We start from the raw sequence: 15,846 nt of genomic DNA, 5'->3' as shown, positions 1-15,846 counted from the left end.
TAGTCCTTTCTACTGCCACTTCAAATAAGTCAGTCATGGAAAAAACTGAAAAACAGAAAATGCTCGCAGGCGAATTATATTTGGCAGAAGATCCAGAATTGGCTGCCGAAAATAAGCGAGCTAGTCGTCTGTTGCGAAGATATAATTCTACAACCGAAGAACAGCAAGAGCAACGACAGCAAATTTTGCAAGAATTATTTGGCAGAATCGGTGAAAAAATAGCAATTGTGCCACCTTTTCACTGTGACTATGGCAGTAATATTTTCGCTGGTGACAAATTATATATGAACTATGGCTGTGTAATTTTAGACTGTAATCCAGTTCACATTGGTGAAAATGTCTTGTGCGCTCCTTATGTGCAAATTTATACTGCTTATCATCCTACAGAGCCAGAAATTCGTCTTTCTGGCAGAGAATTAGCTGCTCCAATCAACATTGGTAATAATGTCTGGATTGGTGGCAGTGCAATTATTTGTCCAGGTGTAACTATTGGTGATAATACAACCATTGGTGCCGGCAGTGTAGTTGTCAAAGATATACCTGAAAATGTTGTCGCTGCTGGTAATCCCTGCCGCGTCATTCGGTATTTGTCCTAGAATTTAAAACTTATATTCTCTAGCAATCCAATAGAGCCAGTCTGCGATCGCTTCTTGAGTTTCACTATCAGCGTCAATGGCTGCTATTTCAGATAATTTTGCAGAATATACATCATCATCTTTACCATTAATATAAGCCACTTCTACAAACATATCTTTTAAGCACTCATCATCTGGGGCCATTCCCACGACTTCGACTTGTTTCTCCTCAGCGGAAGCTGATTTGCGTCCCTTCTTAGTCCATTTTGCCAGAAAGGGAAAATTTAGAGTCTCTTCGAGGTAATAGTACCAACCCATAGCCCTGTCTTCTTTGTCTTCAGCATCTACAACAATCTCTGTTTTAATGCGATGCTCTCGGTTTTCGTCGGCTTCAACACTAGGCATAAAATGACGCGTTGCGTAAATACGTTTTGATAATATTAGCAAAGTCTTGACTAAGAATAATTTTTCTCAAACATAGTTAAATATATCTAATGTTGTGTCCGTTTGATTACTTAATTAAACTCTAAGAACAAAGAGGCTAAAATGTTGCAAAAAAATTGTCGGTTGGGGAGCCACTGCGTTGCGCGGGTTAAGAGCGTTGTAGCAAGTGGCGTTGGAGGCTTTGCCAAAGCCAATATCCTGATATATGTTGCGCTCCGCTCCACCCAACCTACGTCTAATGAACAATTTTTTTGCTTGCCACGCCACTATCGTGTATAAATAAGTCTGATTGCCAAATGAAGAGATGAGAACTTACGCAGCAAAACTCTACCGCGATTGGTAATTTAAATTTGCAAAGCCTAACTGCGCTTTACAATTAAGTAGACACTGTAGCTAATTACTGCTGGAGGTACTTAAATATGCGGCAGCTAAAATCCGCCGAGGAAATGCCTGGTAGCTATGGCTTGCCCATCTTAGGTGAGACTTTAGAAATATTTCGGGATTTAGAACTGTATATATGGCGACGATTCCAGCAGCATGGTTCAGTTTTTAAGACGAGTGTTATGGGATACAAACGTGCTTATTTAATTGGCCCTGATGCTAATCGGCTGGTGCTGGTAGAACAAGCGGAAAATATGTCGTCGCGGATCGGGTGGTATTTCTTAGAATCAACATTTGGCAATAATATTTTATTACAAGATGGGGAAGAACATCGGCTAACTCGTCGCTTGATGTATCCAGCATTTCACGGAAAAGCGATCGCTACATACTTCGATACCATTCAAAATATTGTGCAAGACTTCCTCAAAGATTGGGGGGAGGGGGAAACGATTCCCTTAAATTCTAGTTTCCGCCAGCTTACCCTGATAGTTGCGACTCGCCTGTTCTTGGGAAGTCAGAACAAAAGCGAAGTTGAGCAAACCAGTCAGTGGTTTACACAACTGATAGATAGCAGTATGGCAATATTGAAATGGAATGTCCCTTTCACTTTATATGGTCGCGGTCAAAATGCTAGGGGTAAGTTAGTGGCTTTCTTGCGTGAAGTGATCGCCCAACGTATGGAGCAGGGTAACTTAGAAGAATCAAAAGATGTGTTGGGATTACTTTTAGCGGCTGTTGATGAAGACGGCAATAAGTTGAGCGAAGCACAGGTAATCAACGAAGCATTATTATTGCTGTTTGCTGGACATGAGACTACAGCCTCCTTGCTGACTTGGGTAATATTTGAATTAGGTAATCACCCAGAATGGCGAGAACGACTGCGCCAAGAACAATTAGCAGTTGTGGGAAATAATTCCCTTAACTTGTCCCATCTCAAACAACTTCCGCAGTTAACCAACGTACTAAAAGAAGTAGAACGGCTCTATCCGCCAGTGTATGCCTATAATCGTGGAGTTCTCAAGGATATTGAGTATGGAGGCTATCGCATCCCCGCTGGTTGGTTTGTGACTATTTCGCCAATGTTGACTCACCGTTTACCAGAACTGTACACCGATCCCGATCGCTTCGACCCCGATCGCTTTGCACCACCTCGCGAAGAAGATAAGAAACATCCTTTGGCACTAATGGGTTTTGGTTATGGTTCGCACAGTTGTTTAGGTATGGAATTTGCCCAAATGGAAATGAAAATTGTGCTTTCCACACTGCTTCGTCATTACGACTGGACAGTAAAACCGGATTATTCTGCGATCGCTCCAGTTCGTCAGCCTTCTAAAGTTAAAGATACTCTACAAGCATATATTGAGCCTTTGAATAGCAGAAGCTCATCTCATAAATGGTCAACCTAGTATGTCAAGCAAGTGCTACGCTACAGTTAGCAAGATTGAGAGGCAACTATGACTGCCCTGATTCTGAACCTCAGCCCCACCATTGAACTAACAGATGAGCAGTTCTTCCAACTGTGTCAGAATAATCGAGATTTGCGACTTGAGCGCACAGCAGAGGGAGAATTAATTATCATGCCACCAACTGGATGGGAAAGCGGAAATCGAAATAGTAGACTTACACAGCGTTTAGGTAATTGGACTGACGCTGATGGCACAGGTTTGGCTTTTGACTCCTCAACGGGTTTCAAACTCCCCAATGGTGCAAACCGTTCTCCCGATGCGTCTTGGGTGAGCCGGGAGCGATTAGAAGCCCTAAATCCCGACCCTGCTAAATTCCTACCGCTTGCTCCCGATTTTGCGGTAGAATTACGCTCTGCTTCAGACAGCTTAAAAACTGTGCAACAAAAAATGCAGGAGTACATAGAGAATGGTGTGCGTTTAGGTTGGCTGATTGATCCGCAGAACCAACAGGTAGAAATTTACCGCCCAGGACAGGAAGTTGAGGTTTTGCAATCACCTACCAGCTTATCAGGTGAGGATGTATTGCCTGGGTTTGTACTGGATATAACACAGATTTTGAGTTAGGCGCTCCATATTCTGTTAAGATTATCATATAGCGTTTCGCATGATTGATTATCGCTTGCGAGTGTATCGCCGCTTTCCCCAAAAGCAGATGCGTCAAGTGGTGATCTATCTTAAAGAAACAAGCTCAGAATTCGTGCAACAAAATACTTTTACTATTCCTGGTACTCGCCACGAGTTCAGGGTAACTAAAACTTTGTGCTTGTCAACCCTTCCATCATTTCCTGATTACTGATAAATTTGCGTTGCTTTCAGCATGTGGTAGGTAATGATCAACTGAGTCAGAGCTAGAGGATAACTTTGGAGTGTTTCTCCAGTTGTACCAGCAATTTTACCCAGCTCTGGATTACTTTCGCGATCGCAAATACTTCGTAAATGGGGCATATCAGAACAAATAATATGCTCTAGCTTATTCACCTGTTCTAAGGTGGCATGGCCATCAACTTCTAAGACATCCACAGGTTTACTCATATCCCTGTCAAGACCCAGGCGGATCGCTGAGTCAGAATTACCATAGCCAGAGTTGATAATCTGGGTAAAATCTGGGTGGGGAATTGTCGGACGTAGTACCAGACGGACATTCAGATGTCCATTGATTTCATCATCATTCTCAGCGGGTGGATAGAAACTAATGACTATATCAGACCACTGTCGCTGCGGACGAATAAATTGTGCTGAGTCTGGTTCGCGTTTTTCTAGTTCCGCTATTACCTGTTCAGCAGTGTAGCCGCGCTTTTGGGTATCCCGCTTGACTTTCCACTTAGCGCGTAGTTCTTCAGGCGGTGCAAGGTAAACTTTTACGTCGTAAGAGTCACGGGCGGCACGAGTAGAATAACCGAGTAATCCCTCAATGATCACAAATTTACTGGGCTTGATATACTGCGGTGGCTCGAATGTGCCAGTTTTATGGCTGTAAACTGGCTTCAGAATTGGCTGTCCTGTGCGTAGCAACGATAGGTGTTGCTGCATAATATCTAAGTAGTTGCAGTCAGGGTGGAGGGCAGTGATACCAATTTCTGCACGTTGTTGGCGATCGTAACGGTGATAATCATCTGTACAAATGAGCGTAACATTTTCTGGGCCGAGTACCTGAGCGATTCCTCGCGTTAGTGTTGTTTTACCAGCAGCGCTGTCGCCGACAATACCAAGAATTATTGGACGGCTCATCATACCTCCCACATTAACAATTCAAAATTAAAAACATTTCAGACAGGATTTAAACCCCGACTGGAACTGATACTATATATAGATGTAGGGGTCTTAAACCCTTGAATTTACGATAAAAACAAGTTTATTAATAAAATTCCCTACAATAGTTTTAATTCTAGAAGGATTTAGGCGAGTAACTCAACCAAAAGCTTGGTATGCAATATCTCTACATATAGAATGTCTGTGCGCTGGTTTATTGCATAATAATTACAATCTACTTTATCTCGCAGTCCAAGAGTATGACCGCGACTATCTCTCATATCGAATTTTGGGGCTAATCCCATAATCAGTTCTTCCATTCCATGTAGGGCAATGTTCGCAAGTAGAGGTGAAATTACCCCGCCTTGTGGTGTGCCTTCATTAGTTGGGAACAGACTTTTCCCATCCATAACACCAGCTTTTAACCAAGCTCGAATTTGTCTTCGTAAGGTTGGATAGGTATTTAGTTTTTTGAGAAGTACTCTCCCCTTGGGAGAAGACACTGAGCTTGTCGGCAAATCGTGTTATTTCTTGTCAGGTTGAAGTACTAAATCTGACATAAAATTATTAATTGATATAAGCTCTTACGCAGCTTAATAAAAAATCCCCACCCAGACAAATGCCTGAGTGGGTAATATAAGGTCGGACAAAACCATCTTCCCAAAAGAAGTAAGGGAATTATTTGCTCTCTGTAAAATCAGCGTCAATCACATCGTCGCCGCTACCAGAGCTAGATGTAGAACCGCTATCTTGAGGTTCCGCACCTGGCGCAGCACCGCCACCAGCTTGTTGATAGATGTTGCTACCAACAGCGAATAGCGCTTGTTGCAATTCTGGGGTCAGCTTCTTGATTTGCTCATCGTCTTCTTTAGCAACTGCTTCCCGCAGTTCTTTCACTAAACCTTCGACTTTAGTTTTATCAGCATCGGGAACTTTATCGCCCAATTCTTGTAACTGCTTTTCAGCTTGGTATGCCAAAGAATCGGCTTGGTTCTTGCGTTCAATCTTCTCACGCCGCTCTTTGTCAGATGAAGCATTTTGTTCAGCTTCTCTTACCATCCGGTCAACGTCATTTTTATCCAGGGTTGAAGCACCTGTGATGCTGATGGACTGTTCTTTACCAGTGCCTTTATCCTTAGCGGTGACGTTAAGGATACCGTTGGCGTCAATATCAAACACTACTTCAATTTGAGGGACGCCGCGTGGTGCAGGAGGAATACCATCAAGGCGGAAGGTTCCTAAGCTCTTGTTATCGTTAGAGAATTCGCGTTCACCTTGGAGGACGTGAATTTCTACGTTGGTTTGACCATCCACAGCAGTAGAGAAGACTTCCGATTTCTTGGTGGGAATTGTGGTGTTGCGGGGGATAATTTTCGTCATCACGCCACCCAATGTTTCCACACCCAAAGATAGGGGTGTCACATCTAACAGCAAGATGCCAGTTACATCACCAGCCAATACCCCGGCTTGAATGGCTGCACCAACTGCTACGACTTCATCAGGGTTAACGCTTTGGTTGGGTTCTTTACCCAATACCTGCTTTACAATCTGGTGGACTGCGGGAATCCGGGTAGAACCACCAACTAACACGACTTCATCAATATCGCCTTTGGTTAACTTGGCATCCCGGAGGGCGTTTTCTACAGGAATACGGCAACGGTCGATTAAGTCAGAGCAAAGTTCTTCAAACTGAGCGCGAGTCAGGGTTGTATCCAGGTGCTTGGGCCCATCCTGGGTAGCGGTGATAAATGGCAAGTTAATTTCTGCTTGGGTAACGCTAGAAAGCTCAATTTTGGCCTTTTCTGCGGCTTCAGTCAGACGTTGTAAAGCTTGTTTATCTTTGCGTAGGTCAATACCTTCGGCTTTTTTGAACTTCTCAGCTAAGAAGTCAACTATTTTTTTATCAAAGTCGTCACCACCAAGGTGGGTATCCCCAGATGTAGCTAGTACTTCAAAAACTCCGTCTCCTACTTCCAGCACGGATACGTCGAAGGTACCACCACCAAGGTCAAATACAAGAATGGTTTCGTTACTCTTCTTGTCAAATCCGTAAGCCAGAGAAGCAGCTGTCGGTTCGTTGATAATCCGCAGAACTTCAATCCCGGCAATTTTACCAGCATCTTTTGTCGCTTGCCGCTGGGAGTCGTTGAAGTATGCGGGAACGGTGATTACAGCTTGGGTTACGGTTTCACCCAGGTATTTGCTGGCATCTTCAACTAGTTTGCGAAGAACTTTTGCAGAAATTTCTTCAGGAGCAAATGGTTTACCAGCTATCGGACAATCTAATTTGACATTGCCATTGCTGCTGAGGACTTTGTAAGAAACTTCCGTAGCTTCGTTACTCACTTCATCGTAACGGCGTCCGATAAAGCGTTTGACTGAGTAAAACGTATTTTCGGGGTTCATCACCGCTTGACGTTTGGCGATTTGGCCAACCAAGTTGTCGCCATTTTTTGCAAATGCAACTACTGATGGCGTTGTCCGAAAACCTTCAGCATTAGCAATTACTGTGGGTTTACCACCTTCCATCACTGCCACGCAGGAGTTCGTTGTTCCTAAGTCAATTCCAACTACTTTTGCCATTTTAGGTGCTGGCTCCGTATAACTACAAATGAATGAATGAGAATATAAAGGACTAAATTTTGAACCAACAGGGTCAATAAATCAGCCAGTTCAGCATGAATACCTTTGTTTTGGCTCTTCTGGGGTGAAAACTCCAGATTATGCTGATATATATACTGAAGCTTAGTGGTAGCCAGTCCATGAAGGGTGGTTTCCCGAACCTTGCTTGGGACGGTTAAACTAACTAAATTGTGTTTTTAGTTGGTTCATAGATTAATTTGCCTTCACTCTGTCTAATGTAGAAGAATTAATACTTTCAGCAATTAGGGTGAACCGTAACGTCTGAGTGGTGTTTGCCGTCTTTAGAGGTAACAAACTACAGAAGCACTGAGAATATAAGGGTGAAAAAGCGCGTATGTGTAGCCTCAACCCAGGCACCGTTTCCGTAATTTACTATAAAATAGAGGCGCAAAGAGTAATTTTGCGCCTCTATTTTGGAAAGTTCTGTTCACTCTTGGCGTTAGCAAAAACAGACACTTACAAAATTGCTAATTCTGTGCTATTGCAAGAAGCCGACGCCCAGACTTTTCGCTGCGTTTCTGTGTGAGATGTTCCCTACTTACACCATCTCAGAGGAAGCCTGCACCAGTGATTGAGGCTGAGGCTGGAACATAAACAACGAGTACACCACATCTCGGCGAATGTTAACCATCATATCCAAGAACAATTCATACCCCTCGCTCTTATACTCAATTAGCGGGTCTTTTTGTCCATAGCCACGTAATCCTACAGATTCGCGCAAGGCATCCATTTGTTGCAGGTGTTCCCGCCACAGGGTATCAATGCGTTGCAAGATAAAGAAGCGTTCTGCTTGGCGCATCAGTCCGGGTTGAACTTGGTCAATCTGTGCTTCTTTGAGGTCATAAGCAATTCGCACCTGTTCGTGGAGGAAGGCTTTAATCTCGCTGACGGTGATATCTTCTAATTGACTAGCTTGTAAATCTGCTAGCAGATAGACGAATTCTTTGACTTTCTCAACCAACTTTTCTAACTCCCACTCTTCCGAGGGCAGGTCTATGTTGATGTAGTAATCAACGATGTCATCCATCGTTTTTTCGGCGTATTTAATCACCTGTTCTTTCAAATCTTGACCTTCTAGCACTCGGCGACGTTCAGCATAAATAGCACGACGTTGATTATTCATCACCTCGTCATACTCAAATACTTGCTTCCGAATGTCGTAGTAGTAGGTTTCAACTTTTTTCTGTGCGCCTTCCAAACTGCGGGTAAGCATCCCAGATTCGATGGGCATGTCTTCTTCCACTTGGAAGGCATTCATTAATCCAGCCACGCGATCGCCACCAAAAATCCGTAGTAGGTTATCCTCTAAACTCAGGAAGAATCTTGTGGTTCCGGGGTCGCCTTGTCGCCCTGCACGTCCGCGCAACTGGTTGTCAATCCGCCGCGATTCGTGGCGTTCTGTACCAATTACGTGCAAACCACCGATTCCCACTACCTCATCATGTTCGCGGGTCGTAAATTGTTCATATTCCTGCTTAACCCGGTTGTAAGCTGACCGCAATTTTTGAATTACCGGGTCATCTATGGGAGCTTTTTCTGCGGCTACAGCTACCTTATCTTCAGCTTCCAGTTCGGGTAAGCTACGTTCACCGTACTCACGCACTGCAATTTCTACTGCGTCTTTGAGTAGTTTTTCTGTTTCTTTTGTTAATTGGGTAGGGAAAATTTCTGGCGAAGCCCGCCAAGTTTTGACTTTCTTACCAGGGACAAAGCCTTGACCCCCACCATGTCCTGTGGGCAATCCGGCTGGTCTTTGAACGCCAAATGCATCTTCATCTTCTGGCTGGACGATCCGGGGCATGAAATATTCCCGCAGCTTTAGACGTGCCATGTATTCGGAGTTACCACCCAGGATGATGTCTGTACCTCTACCCGCCATATTAGTAGCAATGGTAACAGCACCCTTTCGTCCTGCTTGGGCGACGATTTCCGCCTCACGTTCGACGTTTTCCGGTCGGGCGTTGAGTAATTCGTGGGGAATTTCCAGCTGCTTCAGCAGCCGACTGAGAAGTTCGGATTTTTCTACACTAGTGGTTCCTACTAATACAGGTCTGCCGAGTTCGTGCATTTCGGCACATTCTTTGGCGATCGCCCCCCACTTGCCTGGTTCTGTCTTGAACACCATATCAGACAAGTCTTGGCGTCTTCTGTCACGATTGGTAGGAATTACCGCAACTTCCAATTTGTAAATTTTTTCAAATTCCGGTTCTTCTGTTTTTGCCGTTCCTGTCATTCCGCCGAGTTTTGGATACAGCAAAAAGAGGTTTTGATAAGTAATTGTCGCGAGAGTTTGAGTCTCTGGCTGAATATCTACGTGTTCTTTGGCTTCAATCGCCTGGTGTAATCCATCGCTCCAACGCCGTCCAGGTAGTACCCGACCAGTAAATTCATCTACAATTACAACTTCCCCATTACGAACGATGTAATTTACATCTTTGAGGAAAAGTTCTTTGGCTTTAATAGCATTGAAAACGAAATGCGCCCAAGGATCTTCTGGATCAAATAAATCTGTGACTCCCAAAAGATTTTCAGATTCCGCAAACCCTTCATCTGTCAACAGCACGTTCCGAGCTTTTTCATCCACATCGTAATGCTCATCTTTTTTGAGCGTGAATGCTATTTCAGCTGCTTGCAGATATTTTTCTGTAGGTCTTTCCACCTGCCCAGAAATAATTAGCGGTGTCCTCGCCTCATCAATTAAAATCGAGTCTACTTCGTCAATTACGCAATAATTGAACGGGCGTTGCACCACATCTGCCATTGATGTTGCCATGTTATCCCGCAGGTAGTCAAACCCTACCTCGCTGTTGGTAACATAAGTGATATCGCAATCATAGTTTTTCTGGCGTTCACTAGGAGTCATACTTGACTGAATTAGCCCCACACTCAGCCCCAAGAACCGATGCACCTGTCCCATCCATTCCGCATCCCGACGAGCCAGGTAATCGTTAACGGTGACGACGTGTACACCTCTACCAGTAAGGGCATTTAAGTAACTCGGCAAGGTAGCTACTAATGTTTTACCCTCGCCGGTTTTCATTTCGGCAATTTGCCCTACATGCAGAATGATACCGCCAAGGAGTTGGACATCAAAGTGTCGCAAGCCTAAGACTCGCCGTCCTGCTTCCCGAACAACAGCGTAAGCCTCTGGCAATATGTCATCCAGAGTTTCACTTTTGGCGAGCCGTTGTTTAAATTCGACGGTTTTACCTTTTAACTCATCATCAGAAAGAGCCTTAATTTCTTCCTCTAAAAGGTTAACTTCAGTAACAGAAGGTTGGTATTTTTTAAGCTTACGAGCGTTGGGGTCGCCCAACAAAAGTTTTAGCATGGCAGGTTATAGAACTGAATCAAAGGGGATGGGAATTAAAGGGTCGGCATTGATTATAAACATTTAACCCAGCCTAACCGTCTTGGTCGTGGATGGGTGTGAAATGAGAATTACCTCAAAAACAGGAGAAAAACTATCCAATCAGTCTATTACAATGATTGGTTACTTATCTTGCCCCTTTGAGATGAGGACAGGCGTTGGACACTCGCCTGTAGATATCCTTCGGCATCGGTGCAATAATCATGCTTTTAAGAAAAACCTTGTCCAGTCAGGATATTTAACTCATTACGTGCGACATCGAATCGCACTAGTCTTTCTTCATAGTATCATTTTGCCCCCAGATGGGGCCAGAGAGGGAGTGGGGGAATAGAGTTAGGAGTGATGAGTGATGAGTGATGAATTTTTCAACTCCTAACTCCTAACTTCGCACTCCTAACTTCTCTCTTCACTTCCACTCTGCTGTCAGGCGACGGAAATTGTAATCACTAGCACTGGGATGACAACTGACACAACTGCTAATCTGGACTGGACGTGGTAACTTCACTTTTGGATGCAAAGCTTTGAAATAACGCGAGTTGTTGAGGCGATATGGTGTTTCTTCGTCGTCTAGCTGCACGCGAGAGAAAGTCGAAAGATATTTCCACACCAATATGCGCTGCGGATCGACTAAAGGCTTGAGTTGTGCGCCGTAGTGCTGCGAATCTTGCAGAAGATTTTTCCAAGTTTGGGTAGGTAAAACTGCTGGTGGTAAACCGATGTGGCATGTGGAGCAGTTTTCTAAATACAGTTCTTGCCCTAGTTTGTATTGTGCAGGTACTACGTCAACAGTACCAATTTCGGCAGTGGGAGTAGCACTTTGGGCGTTAGTTGCCAAGGCTAGAATCCAGCCCATAGCTAAACTCCAGGTTACAATTACCAGAAGTAAACCGAAAAATTGGCGTTTGAATTCACGTTCAGCGCTTTGCTGTAGCGCTTGGCGATTGCCTAAGAGCGATCGCGTTTCACCATCGCGGTTTTTGCGCTTAACAAAAATTGACATTCCTCACATTCCCAGATATTTAAAAGTGGCGCTTGTGCTAATCATAAGACTTACGCAGTATTGGTAGTGTTTTAAATTTTGCGTAAGTAGTTTTGGCAAGCAACGCATCTTTAACATATCCACAACAGTAATTTGACATCCTCCCCACCGTAAACGGTCGGGGATTCCTAAGACTCACGACTTAGGTTTCTGTTTCTTTCCATTGCTGGTTTTTTGCAACTGCCTTTTAGAGATATCTCTATCGGGTCTTATGTTCGCTCCACAGACAAGCCAGCGCGGTCTTCTCCCAAGGGGAGACGCCAAGGGCGATGGGGGTTTCCCCCATGAGTGACTGGCGCTGAAACTGCGAGTCCCGCAGCCAAAATGTTCTTAGCAGCATTGACATCTCTATCGTGATGTGTACTGCATTCTGGGCAATCCCACTCTCTGATATTTAAAGGCAACTTATCAACAATATGACCACAATGCCCACAACGTTTAGAACTAGGAAACCATCGGTCAATCTTGACAAATGTACGACCATACCAATCGCATTTATTACGGGCTACGTCTACGCATTTCCCAAACTTTCCAAAAACCGCTAACATGTAAGTACATAACGTATATACATTACATAATGAGTAACTCCTACAGCATTCGCAGTACCAAAATAGGTAACAGTGCTGGGTTTCGATTACCTGCGGAGTTTTACCGTGAGTATCCCCAGTTTGCAAATGCAGATGGTTGGATAGAGGTATTATCATCCGATACGGCAATTTTGCGGATTGTACCTAAATCAACTGAAGCCGAAGAAGAGGATTCGTTAATGATGCGGCTGTTTCTCGATTTTGCAATGACCGAAGCGCTGAAAAAGAATACATTGCAACCTTATACAACCGAGATGTCTGATGCTGCTCACAAACTACTTGAGGGTGTCGAATTAGAAAGCGAGTCGCCAGAAAATGGCTAACTTTGTCAGCAATGGCTGGGAAATTTATTTTCACCCGCAATTATTTGGCACTCAATATCAAGAATTATTTAACCGGGTTTCTCAATTACGCGAGAAGTTGCCGGAAGCTGAGTTTAAAACCCATACGACTGTTAAGCTATTTGCCGCTCTTACTATTGTCATTGAAACTAAAATTCCCTCCGACCCTTTAGCAAGTCATTTTGCGCTAACAGGGGCATTAAAACGGTATGGGAGGGTGAAAAAAATGGGCTTACCCGAAAGATATAGACTATTTTTCAGAGCTTTTGATACCTCACCAATGAAAGCGATCGCAATTTTGTGGTTGGGTTTTCCGCGTAAACAAGGTGCGAGGAATGACTGTTATGAGGTATTCACTAAAATGGTAGCGCGAGGAACTTTCCCTGATAGTTTGGATGAATTGATAGCAGAATACGAACTGACGCAAGACGAACCGGAGTAGAAGCGCAAACAAATATCCTCCACAGCCAGAAATAGAGTTACCGCCACTCTAATACTGCTCGGATAAGCAGGGGAGGCAAAATTCTTCTCCTGCCTCCCCTGCTTGCCTCAACCAAGAAATTCCAAAACCTACGCAGTATTGACCGCCAAGTTTTTTAGTTCAATACAGTTCAGATAAGAACAAAACACTTGTAGAGACGGCGATTTATCGCGTCTCGAAAACATTTATCGCGTCTCGAAAACCCACGATTTTGTACAGATAGTGCTTAACCCAAGTGTATTGTTTTTTAATTCATCAAACTCACCTTACATTAAGGAATAGAAACCGATCGCAATAATCGCTCAACAACAGTTCTGGAATTGCGTCCTCCTCTAGGGATAAGACGATGGCAAAGAACATGAGGGACGAGAAATTTTACATCATCAGGAATGACATAATCACGACCTAATAGAAAAGCTAGCGCTTGGGCAGCCCGTTGTAATGCTAATGTGCCACGCGGACTGACACCAAGGGCGATCTCCTCATCTTGGCGTGTTGCCCGCACCAATTCGAGGATGTACTGTTGCAAGGAAGTTGCCACTTTTACTTGAGAACAGAGGTAACGCAATTCCTGTACTTCTGCCAAGGTAATGCAAGGCTGCAAATCAGCAACTTTTACACCCTTTTGGAGATTTTGCAGCATCAAGAGTTCTTCTCCCTCAGAAGGATAGCCTAAACTCAGGGACAACATAAACCGATCCATTTGCGCTTCTGGCAGAGGAAAAGTACCTTGATACTCGATCGGGTTTTGAGTGGCAATCACAAAGAAGGGCTGGGGAACTGTACGAGAGACACCATCAACGGTTACTTGATGTTCTTCCATAACTTCCAGCAACGCTGACTGAGTACGGGGTGTAGCGCGGTTGATTTCGTCAGCTAGTAGTATGTTGGTAAAGACTGGGCCAGGAAGAAAAGTAAATTCGCCGCTTTTTGGGTTCCAGATGTTAGTACCAGTAATATCTGTTGGTAGTAAATCGGGGGTACATTGTAACCGTTGAAACTTGCCATCCAGTGAACGAGCTAGGGATTTAGCGAGCAGGGTTTTACCAACACCAGGGACATCTTCTAGGAGAGCATGACCACCACCTAACAAAGCAACTAGCACTAAGCGTATTGCCTCAGCTTTGCCAACGATGGTAAGAGCTAGATTTTGTGTTAAAGCGTCGATTTTTTCTCTCATGCGTTGCGGGGAGTAGGGAGTGAGGGGATGAGGGAGCAGGGGAAGAGAAACAAGTTAAAAGTTAAAAGAAATATTGAATTTATCTTTCTTTTTACTTTTTACTTGGTTCTTTTTACTTGTATGCCCCATGCCCCATTTCCTATCTATTGTTCCCACTAAGAACTCAAAACTTCTCTAGCAACAACGCAGTCAAGTTGAATTTGTGTTTTCAGGGCTTCGAGAGAAGGAAATTTTTGTTCAGGGCGCAAAAATTTAACTAGCTGCACAACTAGTTTTTTGCCATACAAATCACCAGACCAATCAAATAAATGTACTTCCGCAGATGAATAACTACCATTCACAGTTGGGCGATTGCCGATATTCATTACGCCCAAGTTCTCACTAGGAGCGGTATCTGATATTTCGCTGAGAGTGAAAACGCGGACAGCGTAGACTCCTTGGCGGGGCAAAAACTTATCTTTTGGTAGTTGGAGGTTGGCGGTGGGAAAGCCAATTGTTCTGCCTAATTGTTGACCTTGAACGACATCACCAAGGAGAGTATAAGGGCGTCCTAGTAGTAGATTTGCGTTTTCGATGTCGCCATGCTCAAGGGTTTGACGGATCAATGAAGTGCTAATGCGGGCATCTTGAGTCGGAGTAGTGCTGACGCAACTACTTTCGATGGGCGATTCACCTGTATAAGTTTGTAAGGGAACGATAGTAACGGGAATATTGTGTTTGGCGGCGAGTAATTGCAAATCTTTAGCAGTACCACTACGCTTTTCGCCGAAACAAAAATCTTGCCCGATACTAATTTGTTGGCATCGCAGCTGTTGCACAAGAATTTTTTCGACGAATTCTTCGGGGTTCAGTGCAGACAATTCTTTGTCAAAGGGTAGTAGTACCAGTTGTTCTACCCCAAGCGATCGCAATTGTTGGACTTTTTCATCCAGTGGCGTTAGCAAAGTCCGGGGTTGCCCCGTAAAAAACTCCTGTGGATGGGGGTCAAAGGTGACAACTGTTGAGTAAGTATATTCTTGATTTGCCAGTTGATTTTCCTTTGACTGCCGACTACTAGCTACTGACAAGTTACCACCAGCGTGCAAGACTGGTTGAATTACTCTTTGATGCCCAAGATGAACACCATCAAACTTGCCAAGGGCAACAGCAGTCGGCGTTAGCAGCCCTTCGCTTGAAGAAGCAACCCGCACAGAACACCCATTTTTAGACAAATTTAGCACGTGGATTCTGAGATTTTAGGTTTATTTTAGCTATCAGCAGGAAGCTACCCTATGGTAAACCGCTTTGAATTGGGGACTGGGGAAGATAAGTATGAGGATTCATACCCCAAGCAAATCTTAAAAGAATTTCTTCCCCAGCATACAGTACCCAATACCCAGTCTTGGAGCGCTCATTCCTGAGGCAGTGCGGTCTTCTCCCAAGGGATTTGCCCAAGTGGAGCAACTGCCATCCCTAACTTGCTGGAAAGGAATCGGTGCAACCTGTTGAGGAGGAAAGCTTTTGTAGATCGTCTGAACTTCCACCAACTGCATCTGAGGTCTTGTGCTATCAGCCAAAAGCCTAACCCAAAGAAAGTTGCCCTAACAGCTA

At 44.2% G+C, this 15,846-nt stretch carries 16 protein-coding genes; 6 read left to right on the top strand and 10 right to left on the bottom strand.

All coding sequences use genetic code 11. The annotated features are described in order from the left end of the window. Positions 1-35 precede the first annotated feature (35 nt). Complete coding sequence (locus V7K67_RS17935) at positions 36-596, top strand: sugar O-acetyltransferase (protein WP_334706694.1); 561 nt, start codon at positions 36-38, stop codon at positions 594-596. Positions 597-599: 3 nt separating this feature from the next. On the opposite strand, the gene V7K67_RS17930 is transcribed toward V7K67_RS17935, so the two are convergent. Then, the gene (locus V7K67_RS17930; RefSeq protein ID WP_334731963.1) at positions 600-980 is read right to left on the bottom strand and encodes a calcium-binding protein; all 381 of its coding nucleotides are present in this window, start codon (positions 978-980) and stop codon (positions 600-602) included. Positions 981-1,438: 458 nt separating this feature from the next. On the opposite strand from V7K67_RS17930, the gene V7K67_RS17925 reads away from it, so the two are divergent. Genes V7K67_RS17925 through V7K67_RS17915 form a run of 3 tightly spaced genes read left to right on the top strand, consistent with a single transcriptional unit; the run spans position 1,439 to position 3,662 of the window. After that, the gene (locus V7K67_RS17925; RefSeq protein ID WP_334731962.1) at positions 1,439-2,806 is read left to right on the top strand and encodes a cytochrome P450; all 1,368 of its coding nucleotides are present in this window, start codon (positions 1,439-1,441) and stop codon (positions 2,804-2,806) included. A 48-nt stretch (positions 2,807-2,854) separates the two neighbouring features. Next, positions 2,855-3,430 carry a Uma2 family endonuclease gene (locus tag V7K67_RS17920; RefSeq protein ID WP_334706697.1) on the top strand — a complete coding sequence of 192 codons (576 nt, stop codon included), beginning with the start codon at positions 2,855-2,857 and terminating at the stop codon, positions 3,428-3,430. A 40-nt stretch (positions 3,431-3,470) separates the two neighbouring features. Then, on the top strand, positions 3,471-3,662 hold the full coding sequence (locus tag V7K67_RS17915; protein WP_334731961.1) for a hypothetical protein: 192 nt from the start codon (positions 3,471-3,473) through the stop codon (positions 3,660-3,662). On the opposite strand, the gene V7K67_RS17910 is transcribed toward V7K67_RS17915, so the two are convergent. The 6 genes from V7K67_RS17910 to V7K67_RS17885 form a co-directional block, all read right to left on the bottom strand. Next, the gene (locus tag V7K67_RS17910; RefSeq protein ID WP_334706719.1) at positions 3,656-4,594 is read right to left on the bottom strand and encodes a phosphoribulokinase; all 939 of its coding nucleotides are present in this window, start codon (positions 4,592-4,594) and stop codon (positions 3,656-3,658) included. The genes V7K67_RS17915 and V7K67_RS17910 overlap by 7 nt on opposite strands. Positions 4,595-4,761: 167 nt before the next feature. Beyond that, the gene (locus tag V7K67_RS34445) at positions 4,762-5,133 is read right to left on the bottom strand and encodes a hypothetical protein (RefSeq protein ID WP_442943860.1); all 372 of its coding nucleotides are present in this window, start codon (positions 5,131-5,133) and stop codon (positions 4,762-4,764) included. 160 nt (positions 5,134-5,293) lie between these two features. Beyond that, positions 5,294-7,198 (bottom strand): molecular chaperone DnaK, encoded by a 1,905-nt coding sequence (dnaK, locus tag V7K67_RS17900; RefSeq protein WP_334706699.1) that lies wholly within the window; start codon positions 7,196-7,198, stop codon positions 5,294-5,296. Positions 7,199-7,796: 598 nt separating this feature from the next. Further along, positions 7,797-10,589, bottom strand: a complete 2,793-nt coding sequence (gene secA, locus V7K67_RS17895) for a preprotein translocase subunit SecA (protein ID WP_334731960.1) — start codon at positions 10,587-10,589, stop codon at positions 7,797-7,799. Between the two features lie 445 nt (positions 10,590-11,034). Further along, positions 11,035-11,628 carry a cytochrome C gene (locus tag V7K67_RS17890; RefSeq protein ID WP_335167768.1) on the bottom strand — a complete coding sequence of 198 codons (594 nt, stop codon included), beginning with the start codon at positions 11,626-11,628 and terminating at the stop codon, positions 11,035-11,037. Between the two features lie 248 nt (positions 11,629-11,876). Further along, complete coding sequence (locus V7K67_RS17885; RefSeq protein ID WP_442943858.1) at positions 11,877-12,215, bottom strand: RNA-guided endonuclease InsQ/TnpB family protein; 339 nt, start codon at positions 12,213-12,215, stop codon at positions 11,877-11,879. 29 nt (positions 12,216-12,244) lie between these two features. Here V7K67_RS17885 and V7K67_RS17880 point away from each other — a divergent pair, with 29 nt between their 5' ends. After that, positions 12,245-12,577 carry a hypothetical protein gene (locus V7K67_RS17880; RefSeq protein ID WP_334706702.1) on the top strand — a complete coding sequence of 111 codons (333 nt, stop codon included), beginning with the start codon at positions 12,245-12,247 and terminating at the stop codon, positions 12,575-12,577. Further along, a complete protein-coding gene (locus V7K67_RS17875) occupies positions 12,570-13,037 on the top strand; it encodes a type II toxin-antitoxin system YhaV family toxin (protein WP_334731958.1) in 468 nt (155 codons plus the stop codon). The genes V7K67_RS17880 and V7K67_RS17875 overlap by 8 nt, the downstream gene beginning before the upstream one ends. Positions 13,038-13,347: 310 nt before the next feature. On the opposite strand, the gene V7K67_RS17870 is transcribed toward V7K67_RS17875, so the two are convergent. The 3 genes from V7K67_RS17870 to V7K67_RS17860 form a co-directional block, all read right to left on the bottom strand. Continuing rightward, complete coding sequence (locus V7K67_RS17870) at positions 13,348-14,256, bottom strand: AAA family ATPase (RefSeq protein ID WP_334731957.1); 909 nt, start codon at positions 14,254-14,256, stop codon at positions 13,348-13,350. Between the two features lie 155 nt (positions 14,257-14,411). Then, complete coding sequence (locus V7K67_RS17865) at positions 14,412-15,476, bottom strand: bifunctional riboflavin kinase/FAD synthetase (protein ID WP_335167765.1); 1,065 nt, start codon at positions 15,474-15,476, stop codon at positions 14,412-14,414. Positions 15,477-15,593: 117 nt separating this feature from the next. Then, the gene (locus V7K67_RS17860) at positions 15,594-15,812 is read right to left on the bottom strand and encodes a hypothetical protein (RefSeq protein ID WP_334706706.1); all 219 of its coding nucleotides are present in this window, start codon (positions 15,810-15,812) and stop codon (positions 15,594-15,596) included. Positions 15,813-15,846: the final 34 nt, after the last annotated feature.

Source organism: Nostoc sp., from assembly GCF_036917155.1.
Classification (GTDB): domain Bacteria; phylum Cyanobacteriota; class Cyanobacteriia; order Cyanobacteriales; family Nostocaceae; genus Nostoc.
This window is presented reverse-complemented; position numbering and strand designations above follow the sequence as displayed.